We start from the raw sequence: 18,082 nt of genomic DNA on the forward strand, positions 1-18,082 counted from the left end.
AATCTGGTGTGCCTCCCCATGATCCATTGCGACTTTCATACTATGATATCCGTACTAATGGCCCCGGAGTCGGTTTATAAACTTGAACAAAGTCTAGATCTCCAACTCCGCATCTTCCAGTACGTGCCGCAGATCATACATCCGCTTCCAGAGCGAGTCACTCTCACTACGCCTGCGAACCGGGCCGTCCCAGTACGCCAGCAGTCGGTCCCGATCATCCGAATTATCTTTGAAGACCACCCCCAGCAGATATCCGGGAACCAGCGAGACGGGATCTTTCTGCGAAGCAAAGAACGCACCTTGTCGTGTGATGGCCGCAGCAACGGTCACTGCCTCGGCTGTGCTCATCACAGCTGCCGGTCGTTCCACCGACCAGCCTTCATCCGTTCGTCCGTCCCGCAGGTCACGAAATGTCGTCACCAGTATCTCCAGCAACCGCTGATCCACTTCTGGGGTTATTCCGGACTCCTGCAGGACCGCTCTGGACCGATCACCTACCAGCTGAACTTCCTGCTGCGGATCTGAAATCGGCATCACTGTTTCAAAATTGAACCGGCGTTTCAAGGCTGCCGACATTTCGGACACCCCCCGATCACGCAGGTTGGCGGTCGCGATGAGATTAAAACCCGGAGCGGCAAATACACTGCCGGCCTCTCCACTGAGCTCGGGAATCATCAGGCGGCGTTCGCTGAGAATGCTGATCAGCGCATCCTGCACTTCAGGTAGACAGCGGGTTATTTCTTCGATTCGCACGAGTGCCCCCTGTTTCATCCCCGTGAGCACAGGTGAAGGAACAAGTGCCTCTGGTCGTGGCCCCTGGTCGAGTAACATCGCATAGTTCCAGCCGTATCGCAGATGATCTTCACTCGCCCCCGCTGTCCCCTGAATCGTCAGGGCGCTGGTTCCGCTGATCGCTGCCGACAGCAGTTCCCCCAGCATGCTTTTTGCCGTACCTGGCTGCCCGACGAGTAACAGTCCCCGTTCGCCTGCCAGTGTGACCACACAACGTTCTACCAGAGATCGTGGACCGACAAATTTCGCTTCCAGCTTCATTGACCTGTGGAAATCAGCGGGGAGTTTGGCTGCAGCCGGGGCGCGAATCGATTCCCCATCCGTACCACATAGAAAATCGACGACCCGCTCCGGTGAGAGCTGCCAGCCGGCAGGTCGGGGAGAAGTATCAATCGCAGACAGAAACGTCAGCTGTGCTGCATATTTTTCTTCCGCGGGCGCCTGTTGCCTGTGTGCTGTATCTGTCATCGGTGACGCTTCCGCAGACTGATCACGGTCAGACTTCCTGACTGCTTTTTTCTTTGCCATGGTTATTTTTTCTTTCGGTTCCGTTTCACTTCTTCGTAACGCGGCTCATCACCGTCTTTTACTCGCTGCCAGGCTGCAGTAAATAATTCTTCAAAAGGCCTCAATACCAGCGGGACGCCAACAGGAAATGGTACCGGATACTCCAGATCCGGTTCAACCAGATGCTCGATCTTCCAGGTTTCCAGAGGCAGCAAGGGAGCTTTCAATTCGGTCCATTCACCGGGCAGGAAGATGTTTCGCCCTGCTCGAGCCCGTTTGGCTTCCAGTACGAGTTCCTTGTCGATCAGTTCCGCTGCTGCATTTTTGATCAGGGCCAGCTTCCAGCCATTCCAGGTCCGCAGATTCACCGTCGAAGGATCGGGGAGTGCGAGCAGTTGAGCATACAAAACGGCGGCGTCTTCTGAAATCTTATATTTCTTCTGAATCTCTGCCACAACATCAGGAGCTGTCAACAGTGGATTCTGCAGCCACTGGTCCGCTTCATATCCGGAAGCGAGAATTGACTTTTCCAATTTTTTAAAGCCCGGGCTCAGTAAGAGAACCACAGTCTGCAGACTGTACTGCAGGCCTGAATAATATTCATCCTGTATTATCTGGTTTTCGATTGCGAGCAGTCGGTTCATCTCAGCAGAGCTGCTGAGCGCAGGAGGGTGAAAGGCAGTCAGCACCTGATGAATCGCATCACAGGACGCGGCGGAAATCAATTCATCATCATATCTGTAAATTGGATATTTTTTATCTTTTTTCCCTTTTCCCAGATTCTGATTCAGCCACTCCTGGGGAGTCGGTATTTTTCTCTTCTCGTCATGATTGTGCAGATAAATAACACGTAACGGAATCAACGTTTTAGGACTGTTTAATAACTTGTGAACCTGCTTGATCAAGGGAGGCATCATGCCGCGTGCTGCATGACCCGTTGGTGTGAAGTAATGCACCAGACCAACCAGCTGAGTAATCGATTTGAGCATATCAGGTGTGATCGTGATCTGCCGTTTCTTTGCGAAGACATCCAGGTCTGGAACATTCCCGTCTTCCGTATATTCGATACGCATCTCCAGTAGCTGCAGCAATGGATCTCTCCCGGGATCAGCAGCCAGACTGAGCAGTTGCTCGTGGCTGACACGCTGCCAAGTCGACGCTTTTGCCAGTGCGGAAAGCTGTTTCTGCAGTCCGGCATCCAGGGGTAAACGCCGGGGCATACTGGTTTCCCAGGTCTCGATCAGCGAATCAAAAGCTTCTGTATGATCTTCCGCAAAGGGCGCGGCAGCGTTACAGGCGACCAGGGACCGGCAAAGCTGGTTGAACAGATCCTGGTTCATGTTTTGCAATGACTGTTTGGCAGCGCTGACTTCCGTGACTTTCAATCCCAAAGCTTTGCGGATCTCGGAAGGCATGAAATTATTCGCATACGCGTCCATCTTCAAGCCTGCCAGCCAGATCAAAGCAATTTCCGCGGGTGTCACCCCCAGTCGCTCGGCAATCGTTTTTAATTCCGAACTGGAAGGTAATGCGAGCCCTTCTTGTTTTCGTGCGGCTTGGATGAATTCAGCTGTTTCTTCGAAACCGAGATCCGGTTTCAAGTCACGGATATTCTCCACTTTCATTCCAGGAGGTTTGCCGGGAGTCCTGGCTGTCGAGTAACGCAGAATTTCATAAGGCATTTCGTTATAGCGTAAACATTCCAGGACGATAAACTGGTCTTTCCCCTTTTCCAGTGTGTAGGACGCGCCCCCCTCGACGTCAACATCATAACCGCCATACTGTTTCAGCTTTGCTTTGGCAGGACAACCTTGCATGATACTGAATTTGCCCGGCAGCGAGGCCAGATTCAGCTCATTCCAGAATTCAAGAAATTCAATCCAGAGAATCTCAACATTCTCTTTTGATTCCAGATTTGAGGCAGCCGCCCGCCAGTAGGCGCGCCAACTTTGTAAAGCTAAGTCATTTAATAAGGTGAACCAGATCACTGGACAACCGGGGAGATCGCTCCCCGTTGACTCTCCCTTCAGAAATGCCGCCACGGCACTCAAATGCTTTTTCAGCGAAGCCCCCTCCTGGTGGAGACCATAATAATTAGTGCGAGGCAGATTCCAGGAAATACCAGCCGCTTCAATCGCCTGATCCTCTTTAGCAGTTGAGCCGAAATCTTCCTTTTCTGAACTCTCAATCAGGTCTGTCAGATTATCTTGAAAAGCTTTGATATTCATCGCAGCCTGGGCAATGTTGCCTGCCACTCCGGTCAGTAACCGCTCCGGTGCCTCAGGCAGCCATTTTGTTAACTCAGAATGCAGCTGTGGAAACTGGAGTTCTTCAACTTGGATTTCTTTTTTATTTTTCTGTTTCAGCTCTTTTTTAATTTGATCCAGATCCAGATTGACCGCCTGCAGGAGTTTTTTACACTGATCCAGACTGGTTTGACGTAATTTACGCGAAGAAGCCATATGTCGAGGCTGCATCAAATGCCAGAACGTGATCGGCAGCAGCACACTCTGACCGGCGGCAAACCCAAAATGAAAGGGCTGCAGGCGCGCAACCACTGTTGTGCCTGTCGGATCCCACACACAACAGGCTCCACCGCGAGTGTCACCTTGCGCAGACACAGGTAGAAACGCGTCACCTCCCGGCTGTTTTAATAATCCAATAGGAGCCTGAGTGCCGTTATGACCATCGATCAAAGGTTGATCCCAGCGACGGCCATCAATCCCTTCTCCGTAATAAGTACCATCACTGCGTTGGACTGCTTTCCAGCCCAGCATACCACCCTGCGTGCCCAAAGGCGTGTGCTCAGTTCCCACAGGAGCGGGCAGCAACTCCGAGAACAAGTACTCTGTCTTTTCCTTATTCTCTGTTTCAAACCAGGCCGGCAGACTCGCGCGAATTTCAGCACCTGTCTCCGGATTGACTTCCAGCAACTTCGACTGGTATTCACTCGTTTCATAATCGAACTCCTGCGTGAACCGCCAGAACCGATCACCATCGTGGAAAAACCGCATTCCCATCGGAGGTTGCTTGTCTCCCGCATGAACGATTCGATTTCCCCGAAACGCACCACCATCCGGCATCTGAACCGAAAGATGTTCTCGGGGATTACCCAGTGAAAAGTTGATGGAGTACGTTTTTTCGGGGTTGCTCGACCAGTAAAAATAATCTGACCAGGATGTATCCCGGTAGCCAACCGCCAGATCTTCGCCAACCACCTCTATTCCTTGAACGTGGCAGTTGGCAGGAATCCGTAGTTCGTGCTTTTTGATTCTCCCGTCACCTGAGATCACATAAGCATGAGTGCTGTCATTCAAAACGATGGCAGGAAAAGTCAATGAGCAACAATGGACTCGATACGAATCGAGTTCCAGTTTGAGTTGATTTTCTTCGATCACCTGTTCCAATGCAGGCAGACCATACTCATCAATCACTCCTGCCTGCAGGGTCTTTTGAATGACTTCTGTCGGATCAAAATCGGCAAGACGTTTGGACAGATCGGGAAACAGTCTTAACGTATCCGGCCACAGGGTCTTTTGCAGCCGGACGCTGATATCGATAAAGCTGGCCAGTCCACTCTGTTCCAACTGATCAATCATTTCTGACGTGTGTTCGCGCCACAATCCCAGAATTCCCGGACGGTCGCCGGCTGCCTGGGGAAAGAACTGGTGTTCGGCGGTGATTCGATATCCCCCCAGCACCCGCTCCCCCGGGCGTGGTATGAGAGCAGAATCCAGATCGTTCAGAATGACAGCGCGAAACCGCTCATCTTGACCGGCATACACAATATCCTGATTTCGAAATTCGTGTGCATTATCGATCTCAAGCCAGCCCAGAAAGGAAATGGAACAACCTCCCACAGGATCTGCGACGGGAATCCCATTCGCCAGAGCCGCTTCGAGCAGGTCCACATCAATACTGCGACCCCGATAGCGGCCGCTTACCTGCAAAGGTAAAGGAGTCTGTTCCTGATTTAAACGAGGTATCAGTTTTCTGAACATCTCCAGGATTTGATTCGATGCGGGTACCTGTTCCCCAATCAGCCGCCCCAGCCAGATCGCGATTGGCTCGCCCAGTGGTGGTGCCCCCTGATATTGATCTTCCCAGAGAAATTCAAGTACGCCCCATTGTTCCAGCAGTTCCAGCCAGACATCCGTTTTACTTTCATAATAGCGATCGGCTTCCGGCTTGGTCTGCTGCAAAAGTGCAATGGCAAATGCAGGTTTCCGCGCTACGATCCGTTGACTATGCTTACTGCAGGACTTCCAGAACTGCATCGAAGCCCGGCCCATAGCAGGGGCTTCAACAATCTCTTCCAGCCACTGCTCCAGTTCCGTATCGACATCCAAATCAGCGGCTTTCGCCAGCTTGATAAAATCTTTCGGCAGATTCGCCCACGGCGCCATTCCGCCACGCGTTCGTCGCACACATAAATCCTGAAAGATCTGAAAGGCCTCTTCTGCAGGGTACTGGTCTGAGAGATCCTGCGAATATTCAGACAACGCTTTTCCCGCCAGGCAGCCGGAAAGTACAAACTCTAAAACGACATCGCGGCGGCGCTCCCGATCTGATTCCAGAGCATGCACGCGTTCTGCTTCCAGAGACTTATTTAAAGACCGCGCGGCATAGGTCTGATTACCGAGATCTTTATAGGTTCTCCCTACCTCTTCCCAGTAAGGAGGTAGAAAATGTCGGGCAGAACGCCCCAGTTCCCGGGCAATTTCCACATACGCATCCCAGGCATGTCCCGGTTTGGATTTTGCCCTGCGAGCCGTCCCCTTCATCTGTTTGACCAGGTCCAGAGCAAACCGGGCATTCTCCGGATCATTGATCAATGCCCAGGCCGCGAATCCCAGGCTCCCTCGCTGCTGCACTCCCACTGCCTGAGAAATCTCCGGTGGTTCAAAGCCCAGAAAATCCATCGCCAGATCTTCCGCTTCACCCAGTCGCTCAGACGCCAGTCGGATGACAGGTCGACCATTGAGTGCCGGATGCTGATAGCTGCGCGCAACAATCGATTCTGTGGTCACCTCATCTGCCTTGGTTTTTATCGGCAGAAGTCCCCCAGCGGCTAATTTAATGGTTGTCGTACTCATGAGTTGTCAATTTCTTCTTTCTCAACCTGACGCTTGGCGTAAATTTGTGAAGCCATCAGCATCCCTTCGCTGAAGGTCACCGGTCCCACATCCTCTATCTTCTGCGGAACCTGTTCCTCGTTCACGAAAATCAATTCTCCCGTAGATGTTTCCGACTCGGGATATTCGTCTCCCACCCAGAACCGCGCTTCCAGCGGGATGGAGTTCTCCCAGATTTTGTTGCAGGCATAACCACCTCTCACCGGATTTCCCAGGCGTTTACAAAGGGACGTTACAAAATTGAGTTGCGCGAATCGCCCCCCCTGAAAATCCGTGATGCGTGTTAGATCCTGTTGTGCTGCGGTCGCAGAAAAGACGGTGCGGAACAGTTGATTGATCGCCTGTGAAAATTTGAGATCAACGGAAATTTCGCGTAAATCTTCCAGACCATCAATCAGAATCGGATGCGGAATCAAAATCTGGGCAGCTTTGATCCATTGGGTTTCACCGTCGCGGTCGACAACGCCTATTCCCTTTTTCGCCACCACATCTCGCAGCAGCCCGGTCTGCTCAGTATTCGCCTTGCCCTTGGCATCCAGTGGGGTCACGACCATATTGCGTAATGCGTCGGACCAGACAGGGTCAGCCCAGACTGCTTCTACCGCATCGCGGGGTACCGGCAGTGATCGCAGCATCCAGGTTTCGATGCGGTGTTGACATTCCATTTCATGATCGGCCAGCCACTCGCACAGCGCCAAAAGCTGCTCGGCCAGTTCTGTTTCTTTGAGCCACTTGGGCACGGCACTTAATTTTTTCCCTTTCGGATTGCGACAAACCAGTTTTCCCCGGTGTACTCCTAATGCATATTCTTTTTCTGCATCCAGCCAGGAGATATCTTCGATCGCTTTGCTTTTGACGCTCGATTCCGCAGCCGCCATACCTGTCGACTCCCAGTAAGAGAAGATTGGTCCATATCAGATGTGAATAGAGAACATTATGACCATATTTACATCTGCAGAGCAACTCACCTCTTTTACCGGAAGTCCGATATTTCCACTTTCATGGAATCTCAAACAGTTTTGCCACTTTTCAGTTCTAAATGGTCTGAAGCCACTCACTCCGTTGCCGAAGATTTCAGCATTCAACAAGAACTTGAATCAGAAGACGCCATCAGGCGTGCCGGTGTTTAAGCCGTGGAAGACTGCTCAACCGACCAAACTGCAACCGTTCAGACCGGCACAGCCTGCGAAGATCGTGATGACGAGTCGCAAGTAGGAATTAGCTGCTGGTCAATTCGGAGTCGACATCTGCCAACATGTTGACGAGACTCCGGGGACAAGGGGAATCGACAAACATTTCCGCAATGGAAAACGGGGCGATCATCGCATTTTGATTCGGGATGCCTGAGAACCTACCCACGACGTAACGAAGAAAGTAGCGAGTATCTGGAACTTCATTCAAGTACCAACACCCACCATGCCTCTGCACGAGCCACTCTCCGATGAAGTAGCCAATCCGAGTCAGAATCCAAGTTCTGTCTTCACCGTCAATTTGCTGAGATTCCATGTACTGACTAATAGCAGGCAGAAATGTATTTGCCTCGACCAGCACCATCGGAGCATTTGGCAACTCTAGGCGTTGGATGAAATCCGTTAGCACAGGCATTCGTTCTTCGAGGAACGAATCAAACTGCGTCTTTCGTCGACCAAGATCAGCCATTTCCAGTTGTGTAAGTTCTCGCATTTCAATTCCTACCGTCACTGATGGGTGACAGATACGTTCCGGTTTTGACGTAAGAAGCCAAGCAGTTCCTGTGAGGGCGGAGAATCCAGAAACATCCAACGTGGATCGTAGTCTGGAACGTTATTTCGCAACCAAACATCCTTCTGGATTTGCTGGCGAATATGATCCGACAGCGGCACTGTCTGCCGCTGGGGTACACCGCTCACAGTGCGCCACTGGCCATACGTCTTCAATTCGCCAGCAAGAACTCCGCCTGATGGAAGGTCAACTGGTGCATCAACATAACGCCCACCCGTGCCGGTAACGGGAAAATGTCGTTGCCCCGCAGAACCATACAACTCTTGAACATACTGCTCACCCGCTTGCCATTTGGCAGGCTGTCGCATGTTGCGAATCTGGCTAAGCGTATGCGTCGTAGGTTGGTGTGTTAGACGAAGCGGCTGTTGAATTGTTGCTGGGGCATTTAAGTCAATGTAGTTACCATCAGGTAAACCGATTTTTGTGACTAAATCACAGTCACTCACATTATGCACCAGCAGGCCGGAATTGGTTACGCTGTAGACGTGTTCGCCGGCGACTTCCAGGTTGTAGACTGGCTCAGGGCCTGCGCGGATTTCGATCGAGGTGATGCGGACGGTTCTACCGACCGCTGACCGCAAACGTTCGCCGGGTTGCAGCTGGTCGGAATGCACGAAGGCTTGCCGGTCTTCGCTCCAGATCGGATGCCCGGCAGTCACGCCGATCGGGTCGGCTTCCCCTTCCACATAAATGTTGAGGACGTTCTTCGCGACGTTCCTAAACGTCGAAAGCACGACCGGCCCGTCACCCGGATCGATGGGCGGACAGGCGGCGATCGACAGCACTTCCGCCGGCCCCACCACATGCAGTTCGGGCATGCTGAGCTCAATCACCGCCCCCGGCTGCGCACGGTGCCGACGGATCCAGCTTAAAGGCCGCAACAATTCCGCTTCAAAATAGCTGCCGTCTTCTTTCAGCATCCGCACCGACAACAGCCGCCAACCTTTCGGCGTGGGGTCAACAGTCGCTTCCGTTTGAATCCGAATCGGATTCCGCCCGACCACCCGCATTCCGGGCCGCATCTGTTGAATCGGCGTCGTCACCACCCGCGGCGGTGTGACAGCCGGGCTCAAAGCCGCCTGCGCAGAAGGCACCATCGACGCATCGGCACCGCCAATCAGTCCCGTTCCCGCTTTCCAGAAACAGAAACCGGTGAAGAGTAGGCAACTAATAATGGCTAGTTTTCGAGAGATGTCAGGCATGGGTACGTTTCACTATTCCGTGAGCAGCATATATCCTGCTGAAGATTTCCTCATTTGAAAAATGATGTCTAATTGCTATCCCAGAGACATCTGATTCAATCTGAGTGTACTGATTCCTCGTTCTGTCTGCTAATTCTCATCTCCATATTCTTTGTTAAGCGTACTTCAGAATGTTTTGTTTTCAACACCGACACACATATGGTTAACTTGCAGGTTGCATAATAGTTTTTATTTCGTTCGATATTTAACTAGAACATAACTACCGCCTGACTTGGAATCTGAAATGGATTCAACTTCCCCCCATGAAAATCGATATGGTTCTAAACCAAGATCTGCGTAAAGGATTTTATTATGTTTCGATTTCTTTTCATGTTCTTCATATTTTGACCAAGATGACCAAGAAGATTCTGGCGACTTCAAATAAATTGTCACAGTGGAGAGCCGGTTATTGGAAAACGAAAGATTAAGACCAATTTGAGAGTTCGTATCTACCTGAAGCGTGACATAGTCATTATTCTTGACAAGAACTTTTGAACTTATACCAAGTGTTGATTTTGAAAAACTGCTCAAAGTAGTCGATGGACTTACCCGAACATTCCCAATTTCGATTTCTCCATTCACTTTATTAATCATAAATCTACTTAATTGGGATACTATACAGAGGTCGTAGTGGACTTCCCCTTCCTGTGCCAGTTTACTTATGATCTGCAGCCAAGTTGTTTGGGCATGGGAGTCGAACGCGCTATCGTCATACTTTGGATTAACCGCTCAATGTACGGTTCCTTTATTGGTTACATAATAATCACTCCGTGCTTTGCGACTTGGTGTCAATCAGTTTTAAGTACCCACGAAATGCATGGTCGGGCAATGCAAGATGCCACGTATCGCCACTTGACGACTTGTATAGTTCCACAAATCTTGTTGACTCTGACGGATCAAGTCCGCACTCACGAAGATCACCACTCTTTACCAGTGCTTCGATCCGTGTCTTAACCTCTTTAAACTCAGTGTCATTCTTGAACGTATTGAATTCACTTAATTGATTGGTCATCTCTGTTCACCGTAGACTGAAAATATATACGTCGTCTAAAGAAACGCTTTCGATGAGGAATTGCGTCCATCCTCCAGATCCTGCTTGTGGGTATGAATTTGTTGTAAACTCCCACCCCATGTCTGCTGAATCGCCAAATGGGCGAGCAAGCTTGTAGCCGGTGAGCTTCTTCACGGGAATCGCAACTCCGTATCGAATATTCGTTGCTGGTCCAAGAGCAGGATTGTTCCAGTCGGCGAGAATCTGTGCCCCCCGTGCAACCTCGCTGGCAGATCCCGTGAATTCGGTGGTGGTGTAACCACGCACGCTGTTGTATTTGTACGAGGCAGCAAGTCCATCCTCGGTAAGGTATCTGAATACGTACTCTTGATTACCAAGTTGCTCTTCCAGGCGTCTCATGTAGTTAGCTTGCGACAACTCGTCGATGCGTGCGACTCTTTGCTCCGATTTAAGGTGGGAGTATTTCGCACGCAGTTCGCTCGGCGTTAGTCTCCTTGCGGTATTTAAATCACAAGGCCCCGTATTATGCACCAGCAGGCCGGAACCGGTGACAGAGTAAACATGCTCGCCGGCGACTTCCAGGTTGTAAACCGGCTCCGGACCGGCGCGGATCTCGATCGAGGTGATGCGGACCGACTTACCGACCGCGGAACGCAAGCGTTCGCCGGATTGCAGTTGGTCGGAATGCACGAAGGCCTGGCGGTCTTCGCTCCAGATCGGATGCCCGGCGGTTACGCCGATCGGCTCAGCTTCCCCTTCCACATAGATGTTGAGGACATTGTTCGCGATGTTCTTAAACGTCGAAAGCACGACCGGCCCGTCACCCGGATCAATGGGGGGACAGGCCGAAATCGAAAGCACTTCCGCCGCCCCCACCACATGCAGTTCGGGCATGTTTAGCTGGATCATCTCACCCGGCTGCGCGCGGTGCCGTGATATCCAGCTTAACGGCCGCAGCAGTTCCGCTTCAAAATAAGTGCCGTCCGGTTTCAGCATCCGCACCGACAACAGCCGCCAGCCCTCCGGCGTCGGATCGACCGTCGCTTCCGTTTGAATCCGAATCGGATTCCGACCCACCACCCCCATCCCAGGCCGCATCTCCTGAATCGGCGTCGTCACCACCCGCGGCGGTGTCACCGAGGGAAGAACCGCCGCCTGAGCAGAGGGCAGCATCGACACATCGGCCCCGTCGACCAATCCCGGAGCCGCTTTCCAGAAACAGAATCCGGTGAAAAGGAAACAACCGAAGATGGCTATTTTTCGAGTAATGTCAGACATGGATATGATTCTTTTATTTTATGAAGAGCATTTGTTCTGCAGGATATTTACCCGTTTGAAAAATGTATTGTCTATTTATCGATCCATAAATATCTGGCTCGATCTGAGAACATAAAGAAATATCAGTTTCTCTTCGGCTAACACTTTATCAAGACTTCTCTTGATTTAATCCCCATAATTGGATTTAGGGTTCATGACAACTTTATCTGCCCCTGATCAAATAAATCCGACGTAGGTTTTAGGCTATCGCTTTTCTTGACATTATTTACTCATAGGGAAGATTTTTCTTTGTCTTTAATTATCTAAATACTTCCTGGCGTTGTTCCACGAACCTTACCTAGCCATGATTCCCATTCTTCCTTCTTCCAAAACATGGTTGGCCTATCCACGTCCACATAGTGACACGATAAAAACTCAGACATGTTCACCAATTGTCTTGTATCATTCGCCTTGAAAAAAAAAACTTCGTTGGAAGGCCAAAATTCGAAATATTCTTGCGAATTACCACTCGCTGCCAATGCGCCTGCATAGTCAATGTGGTGCTGGAGTTCACGACCAACACCAATAAACTGGCTTGGGTGCATTAAGAATTTGGCCGCCCCCTGCTCAAGAACTTGAAGATACGAGATGTTGCGAAAAGAAGCGTCGAAACCTTGAACGAATAGTTGAGATTGACGAAGTTGTTTTGCAGCATTTGCTCCCGATCGCGGCATGGATTCTTCATCCGTAGCAATGACACGATTGCCAAGGCCCAAATGGAAATCAAGTGTAAAGAATGCTTCTTTGAAGAGATGCCAACGAAGGTCGATGTCGCTTGTAGTGGGCAATTCGAAATAGATATAATTGGGTGTCTTTGACTTGAACCTCTCATCGATACGACGTCCCCAGAACAACAGTTTTTGTGTTGGTGTTGTAACCTTGGGTGAATTAGTCAACAAGAGAAATAGAGAGCGTGAGAAGTCGTGTGAACGAATACGACTCTCAAGGAAGGATCCAGGGTCCGACTCCCTGAAAGCCTTGAACCGATCGCCCGAATCAGAAATTCGAGTGAAATCTTCCTGATAGCATTCTACAAAGTCACTCAGTACACGAACGAGTTGGTCCAGAACTGTACTAGGATCTTGGAAGTAGTAAAATACCATACCGAATGATGTGCATTGTTCGCTCATCGGTTATATCCAATTGGTAGTGGTCTAATTCCTGTCCAGTCAAGGATGTCTTGGAATTGTTGGTTCCAAGTGAACGAGGACGGCTTGATATCCCAGTATTCGATTCCATCAACACCTTCATACTTTAAGTCCGGCATACGATAGTCACCCCGATATTTGATATAATTGAGGGTCACATGACCCCGTATTATGCACAAGCAAACCAGAACCGGTAACGCTGTAGACGTGTTCGCCGGCTACTTCCAGATTATAGACCGGCTCGGGGCCGGCGCGGATTTCGATGGAGGTGATGCGGACCGTCTTACCTACCGCAGAGCGCAGTCGTTCGCCGGGTTGCAGTTTTTCGGAATGGATGAAGGCCTGGCGATCTTCGCTCCAGATCGGATGGCCGGCGGTCACGCCGATCGGCTCGGTTTCCCCTTCCACATAGATATTGAGCACATTGTCCGCGGTGTTTTTGAACGTGGAGATAACAACCGGTCCGTCACCCGGATCACTGGGGGGACAGGCAGAAACCGAAAGCACTTCCGCCGCCCCCACTACATGCATCTCGGGCATGGTGAGCTCGATCATCGACCCCGGCTGCGCACGATGCCGAGATATCCAGTTTAACGGCCGCAGCAGTTCCGCTTCAAAGTAACTGCCATCCGGTTTCCGCATCCGCACCGACAACAGCCGCCAACCCTCGGGCGTCGGATCAATCACCGGCTCTGTTTGAATCCGAAGTGGATTCCGACCGACCACGCGCATGCCGGGCCGTATCTGCTGAATCGGCGTCGTCATCACCTGCTTGAATGTGACAGCCTGACTCAAAGCCGCCTGCGCGGATGGCAGCACAGACGAATCGGCATCGCCGACCAGCCCACTCCCTGCTTTACAGAAGCAGAACCCGGTCAACAGCAGACAACTGATAATCGCTATTTTTCGACTGACTTCAGACATGAACACGATTCTATAATAAGGAACTTTTGGTCTGCTAAGTGTTTACCGGATCAGTTAAACTATTTATGTAAATACAGTTGTATGAATAGCTCTCACAGTAATGGAATCAAACACTTCTTGCTTCTTGACAGATTTCAACATAGTCGCTGACATTTTTTACTGTCCTCGTGCTTTCCCTGAATATAGTTGAGCAGCCCATCACGACGAAAATCCCAGTGAACAGGATGACCACCTGATCCTTCAATTTCGTGGGCGTCATCTTTAATCGTTTTGTCTAAGTTGCGTCGTGCGAAGGCGTCGTCGATCGCTGCAACGGCAGTCGAAAGCTCTTGACCGTTCGTGGCAACTTCGATTAATTTCAAGTAGGTTCGCCAATATTCTTCTTGACCTTTTATTGCCAAATTACCAACAGTGTATTGATGACCTGAAACAAGTGTATCGACCGCTCGTGAAAATTCTTGCCAGAACGGTGTGCTGAGTTCCAAGACATCTGATCGTGAAGCGATGCCAGAAAATCGCTCTCCAAGGGCAAACTCCCCTAGTGCCCAAGCCAAAAGTGTGAAAACGAGATGTGGGTAGTTTCCAGCAATCGTTGATGCAGGGACTTCACCAGAATCTACTTTAGCAACGAGCAATTGCATTGCTTGGATATATCGCTCCAACGTGGGAAGTGCTTCCTGCGTTATCAACCATGCCTTGGCTCCATCATTATCGTCATATTTTTCTACCGCAATAGCAAGATAGTTCATCAGAAGAGAAGAAAGACTTTGGGTTTCCCTAACGAGATTTCCTTTTAATTGCCAGTTCGCAACTCCTTGCCGATAGACTTCAATGAACTCATTACGTTTATGTTGATTTACCATTTGAATCTTTTCTAAGGAATCAAGTTCGCTGCTCCGGGGGTCGTTCGAAAATTTACATCACGAATGAAGATCTCAGGATCAAACTGGAAGAGTCGTCCACTTCTTTGGAAGCCACCAAACAGATCGACATTGCCAGATTCTAATTGGAGAAGCAAATCTGTACGCCCGCCTCGTTCTAGCCGTGTCTGGAAGAAGTCGAAACTTCCTTGGCGAATGCCCAAGCTATCTCTCGATAGTGAGCCAAGCCCCGGAGAACTTTTCGCTTCGGCCAATGCAAACCGACCTGCGTTGTTTCCAGTGCCACTAAATGTCAAGTCTATACCTTGATTGCCATTGATCTTGGCAGTTCCATCAAGTCGAAATCCCTGAGACTCGACACGGCGAATGGCAAACTTAATGCCTTGACGTTCTGCTCGTGAAAGCAAACGACCATTTGTGTCTGTCAGAGCATCCCGAATTGAAGCAATACGCTGCGTGTTATTTATTGGGGGATTTAAATCACATGGCCCCGTATTGTGAACAAGCAGGCCGGAATCGGTCACGCTGTAGACGTGTTCGCCGGCGACTTCCAGGTTGTAAACCGGTTCGGGTCCCGCGCGAATTTCGATGGATGTGATGCGGACGGTCTTACCGAGCGCGGAACGCAGTCGTTCGCCGGGCTGCAGTTTTTCGGAATGTACGAAGGCTTGCCGGTCTTCGCTCCAGATCGGATGCCCGGCGGTGACGCCGATCGGTTCGGTCTCCCCTTCCACATAAATGTTGAGGACATTCTTCGCGACGTTCTTAAACGTCGAAAGCACGACCGGTCCGTCACCCGGATCAATGGGCGGACAGGCGGAAACCGCAAGCACTTCCGCTGCCCCCACCACATGCAGTTCGGGCATGTTGAGCTCAATGACTGCGCCCGGTTTTGCACGGTGCCGCGAAATCCAGCTCAACGGCCGCAGCAGTTCCGCCTCAAAGTAAGTGCCGTCCTCTTTGCGCATCCGTACCGACACCAGCCGCCAGCCTTCAGGCGTCGGGTCGATGGTTGATTCCGTTTCCAGCCGAAGCGGATTCCGCCCAACCACCCGCATTCCGGGACGCATCTGTTGAATCGGCGTCGTCACCACCCGCTTGGATGTAGCTCCTGGACTCAAAGTCGCCTGCGCGGATGGCAACACTGACGCATCGGCACCACTTATCAGACCCGTCCCCGCTTTCCAGAAGCAGAAACTGGTCAACAGCATGCAGCTGAAGATCGCTATTTTTCGAGTGATGTCAGACATGAAAACAATTCTTTTATAAAAGAGCTTTTATTCTGCTTAGTGTGGTCCGGCTGATGAAGGTTATTCATGTAAATGGCATTCAATATATGACCTATTCAAAAATATTGAATTAAGAACTCGAACCACAGTCGCTGACACTTTATTCTTTCCTGATTACCGAATTGCAACTCCAATCTCACAAAGCTCATTAATTCCATTGAGCAACTCTGTGAATTGTTTTTTGGGCTTGCCTTTCGGAGCCACAAGTATAATGTCTTCTTCTTCGTCTTCCAAAAATAAGTCAATAACGAATGGCCAATAGTCGTTCCAAGAAGAAAGCTTATCTCTCCAATTGCTCCTGATCGCGTTTTCTCTCGTGATCACAACTTGTGTTTCAGGATCACGTCGGACGAGCTTTGCCGGAACACCATGCATATCGAACTCCTGGAATATTCCCTCGCTAATATCAATCGCCAATTCATTCGTTGAATAAAACTCTGCCCTAGCGAAATCGAAAAGAAGTTGCGTTGTCTCACTTCGATCTACGTGGTGAGCGGCAATATTGATCTTCAGTTGCCCGATTTTGCCACGCATTGTAACTCTCCTAAAAAGCGGAGCCCAAAGAATCAGGAGATCATTTGTCTTTAGGCCATCAACCATAACGTCTTGAAAATTTGCTGGTCCAATCCCACAATTTATTGCCTCGCAATTGGTCAGGCGTGCATTCCTAACGGTAGATCGCAGTGAACAATCTTTTGTTAGTGAAAGAGCGCAGTTATCGAAAACGCATTTTTGGAAATCCACGTCTTCATACAACAAAGCGCTATTTCGATCAACTAGTTTAAAGAAAGTCTGGTTTATTATTTTGTTCTTATATGGTGTATTGCTCATCAAAATTGTGCCGGAGTAAGACTTGGATAAATAATAAATTCAGATATGCGTCCAACCCCCGGCCGACTTAAATGCTTCGGAATCGCGGCCTCAGTCGTTATGTCGAACAGTCGAGTTGTTCCCGGCTCCATTCCAATAAAATCAGGCGACGAGATAAATCGTCCCTTGGGTCCACGTGCACGCCCAGTGTGATGAAACAACGAGTTTAACAACTCGTCTTCTTGAATGATACGTGCAGAAAGACTCTCAACTGCCTTGCCGTAACTTGCACTTGCCAAATTCGTTCTGTCACGAAGATGACGATAACTGCCCGGGGTCTTCAAGTCCCTTGCTATTCGAGGGTTGGCTGCAAGATCAGCAACCGCTTGATTTACAACATTTTGAAGAACTCTCCGAGTATCAGGTATAACATGAGGATTGAGGACAGTAAGAGTTGCTGCGTTCTTTGAGCTGCTTAGCCCCCCGATATTTGATATAAATCAGGGCCACAAGGTCCGGTATTATGCACCAGCAGACCGGAGTCGGTGACACTGTAGACGTGTTCGCCGGCGACTTCCAGATTATAAACCGGTTCCGGTCCGGCGCGGATTTCGATCGAGGTGATACGGACTGTTTTACCAAGCGCCGAACGCAAACGTTCGCCGGGCTGTAACTGGTCCGTATGCACAAAGCCGAAGTCCATTGGCGTGAATTCCTGGGCTCACTCAACCAGCGCGGACTGCATGGCGTGAAGCTGATCGTCAGTGATGCACACGAAGGCCTGAAAGCGGCCCGACAGAATATGCTCGCTGGAACGCCCTGGCAGCGTTGCCAGTTTCATTTGATGCAAAACGCAATGCAATATGTTTCCAAGGTTCATTTGCGCAAACAGGTTGCCGATGAATTACGCAATATCTTTAACGCCAGAGATTTGGATGATGCGCTGAAGGAACTGAAACGGTTCGTCACTTCTCATGAAAAAACAGCACCGAAACTGGCGAGTTGGGCGGAAGACAACATCCCGGAAGGACTGACGGTATTCACTATTCCTGCCGGACATCGCAAGCGGATGCGAACCACGAACATGCTGGAACGCCAGAACAAGGAATTAAAACGACGCACCCGCGTGGCGGGACTGTTTCCCAATGAGGAGTCGCTGCTGAGACTGGTGACCGCGGTCCTGGTGGAACTCAGCGATGACTGGGAAACCGGAATGAAATACCTGACAATTTAATACAGATCGCAGAGACCGAAGGTCCCAGGAA

General features: G+C 50.3%; 11 protein-coding genes and 2 pseudogenes. 1 reads left to right on the forward strand and 12 read right to left on the reverse strand.

What is annotated here, in order from left to right:
• Positions 1-93 precede the first annotated feature (93 nt).
• The 12 genes and pseudogenes from GmarT_RS15520 to GmarT_RS15575 all read right to left on the reverse strand — a co-directional run bounded on the left by GmarT_RS15520 (position 94) and on the right by GmarT_RS15575 (position 17,520).
• A complete protein-coding gene (locus GmarT_RS15520; RefSeq protein WP_002643580.1) occupies positions 94-1,320 on the reverse strand; it encodes an ATP-binding protein in 1,227 nt (408 codons plus the stop codon).
• A 2-nt stretch (positions 1,321-1,322) separates the two neighbouring features.
• Positions 1,323-6,395, reverse strand: coding sequence for a hypothetical protein (locus GmarT_RS15525; protein ID WP_002643579.1), 5,073 nt, complete (start codon positions 6,393-6,395; stop codon positions 1,323-1,325).
• Positions 6,392-7,312: a DUF4132 domain-containing protein gene (locus tag GmarT_RS15530; RefSeq protein ID WP_002643578.1), complete on the reverse strand. Its 921-nt coding sequence runs from the start codon at positions 7,310-7,312 to the stop codon at positions 6,392-6,394. The genes GmarT_RS15525 and GmarT_RS15530 overlap by 4 nt, the downstream gene beginning before the upstream one ends.
• 340 nt (positions 7,313-7,652) lie before the next feature.
• Positions 7,653-8,117 (reverse strand): hypothetical protein, encoded by a 465-nt coding sequence (locus GmarT_RS15535; protein ID WP_002643576.1) that lies wholly within the window; start codon positions 8,115-8,117, stop codon positions 7,653-7,655.
• A 14-nt stretch (positions 8,118-8,131) separates the two neighbouring features.
• A complete protein-coding gene (locus GmarT_RS30025) occupies positions 8,132-9,397 on the reverse strand; it encodes a Hint domain-containing protein (protein ID WP_002643575.1) in 1,266 nt (421 codons plus the stop codon).
• A 1,057-nt stretch (positions 9,398-10,454) separates the two neighbouring features.
• The gene (locus GmarT_RS30030) at positions 10,455-11,726 is read right to left on the reverse strand and encodes a polymorphic toxin-type HINT domain-containing protein (RefSeq protein ID WP_002643572.1); all 1,272 of its coding nucleotides are present in this window, start codon (positions 11,724-11,726) and stop codon (positions 10,455-10,457) included.
• Positions 11,727-12,028: 302 nt separating this feature from the next.
• Positions 12,029-12,895 (reverse strand): hypothetical protein, encoded by an 867-nt coding sequence (locus GmarT_RS15550; RefSeq protein WP_002643571.1) that lies wholly within the window; start codon positions 12,893-12,895, stop codon positions 12,029-12,031.
• Positions 12,896-13,066: 171 nt separating this feature from the next.
• Positions 13,067-13,837 (reverse strand): annotated as a pseudogene (locus GmarT_RS15555) (polymorphic toxin-type HINT domain-containing protein); the annotation flags it as partial.
• Between the two features lie 134 nt (positions 13,838-13,971).
• Positions 13,972-14,700, reverse strand: a complete 729-nt coding sequence (locus GmarT_RS15560; protein WP_002643569.1) for a hypothetical protein — start codon at positions 14,698-14,700, stop codon at positions 13,972-13,974.
• An 11-nt stretch (positions 14,701-14,711) separates the two neighbouring features.
• Complete coding sequence (locus GmarT_RS30035) at positions 14,712-15,968, reverse strand: polymorphic toxin-type HINT domain-containing protein (protein WP_002643568.1); 1,257 nt, start codon at positions 15,966-15,968, stop codon at positions 14,712-14,714.
• 153 nt (positions 15,969-16,121) lie between these two features.
• Positions 16,122-16,838, reverse strand: a complete 717-nt coding sequence (locus GmarT_RS15570) for a hypothetical protein (RefSeq protein WP_002643567.1) — start codon at positions 16,836-16,838, stop codon at positions 16,122-16,124.
• A gap of 454 nt (positions 16,839-17,292) precedes the next feature.
• Positions 17,293-17,520, reverse strand: a complete 228-nt coding sequence (locus GmarT_RS15575; RefSeq protein WP_230682487.1) for a polymorphic toxin-type HINT domain-containing protein — start codon at positions 17,518-17,520, stop codon at positions 17,293-17,295.
• Here GmarT_RS15575 and GmarT_RS15580 point away from each other — a divergent pair.
• Positions 17,494-18,051, forward strand: a pseudogene (locus tag GmarT_RS15580) (IS256 family transposase); the annotation flags it as partial. The gene GmarT_RS15575 and the pseudogene GmarT_RS15580 sit on opposite strands and share 27 nt — an antisense overlap.
• Positions 18,052-18,082 lie beyond the last annotated feature (31 nt).

Source organism: Gimesia maris (assembly GCF_008298035.1).
GTDB classification, from domain to species: Bacteria; Planctomycetota; Planctomycetia; order Planctomycetales; family Planctomycetaceae; genus Gimesia; species Gimesia maris.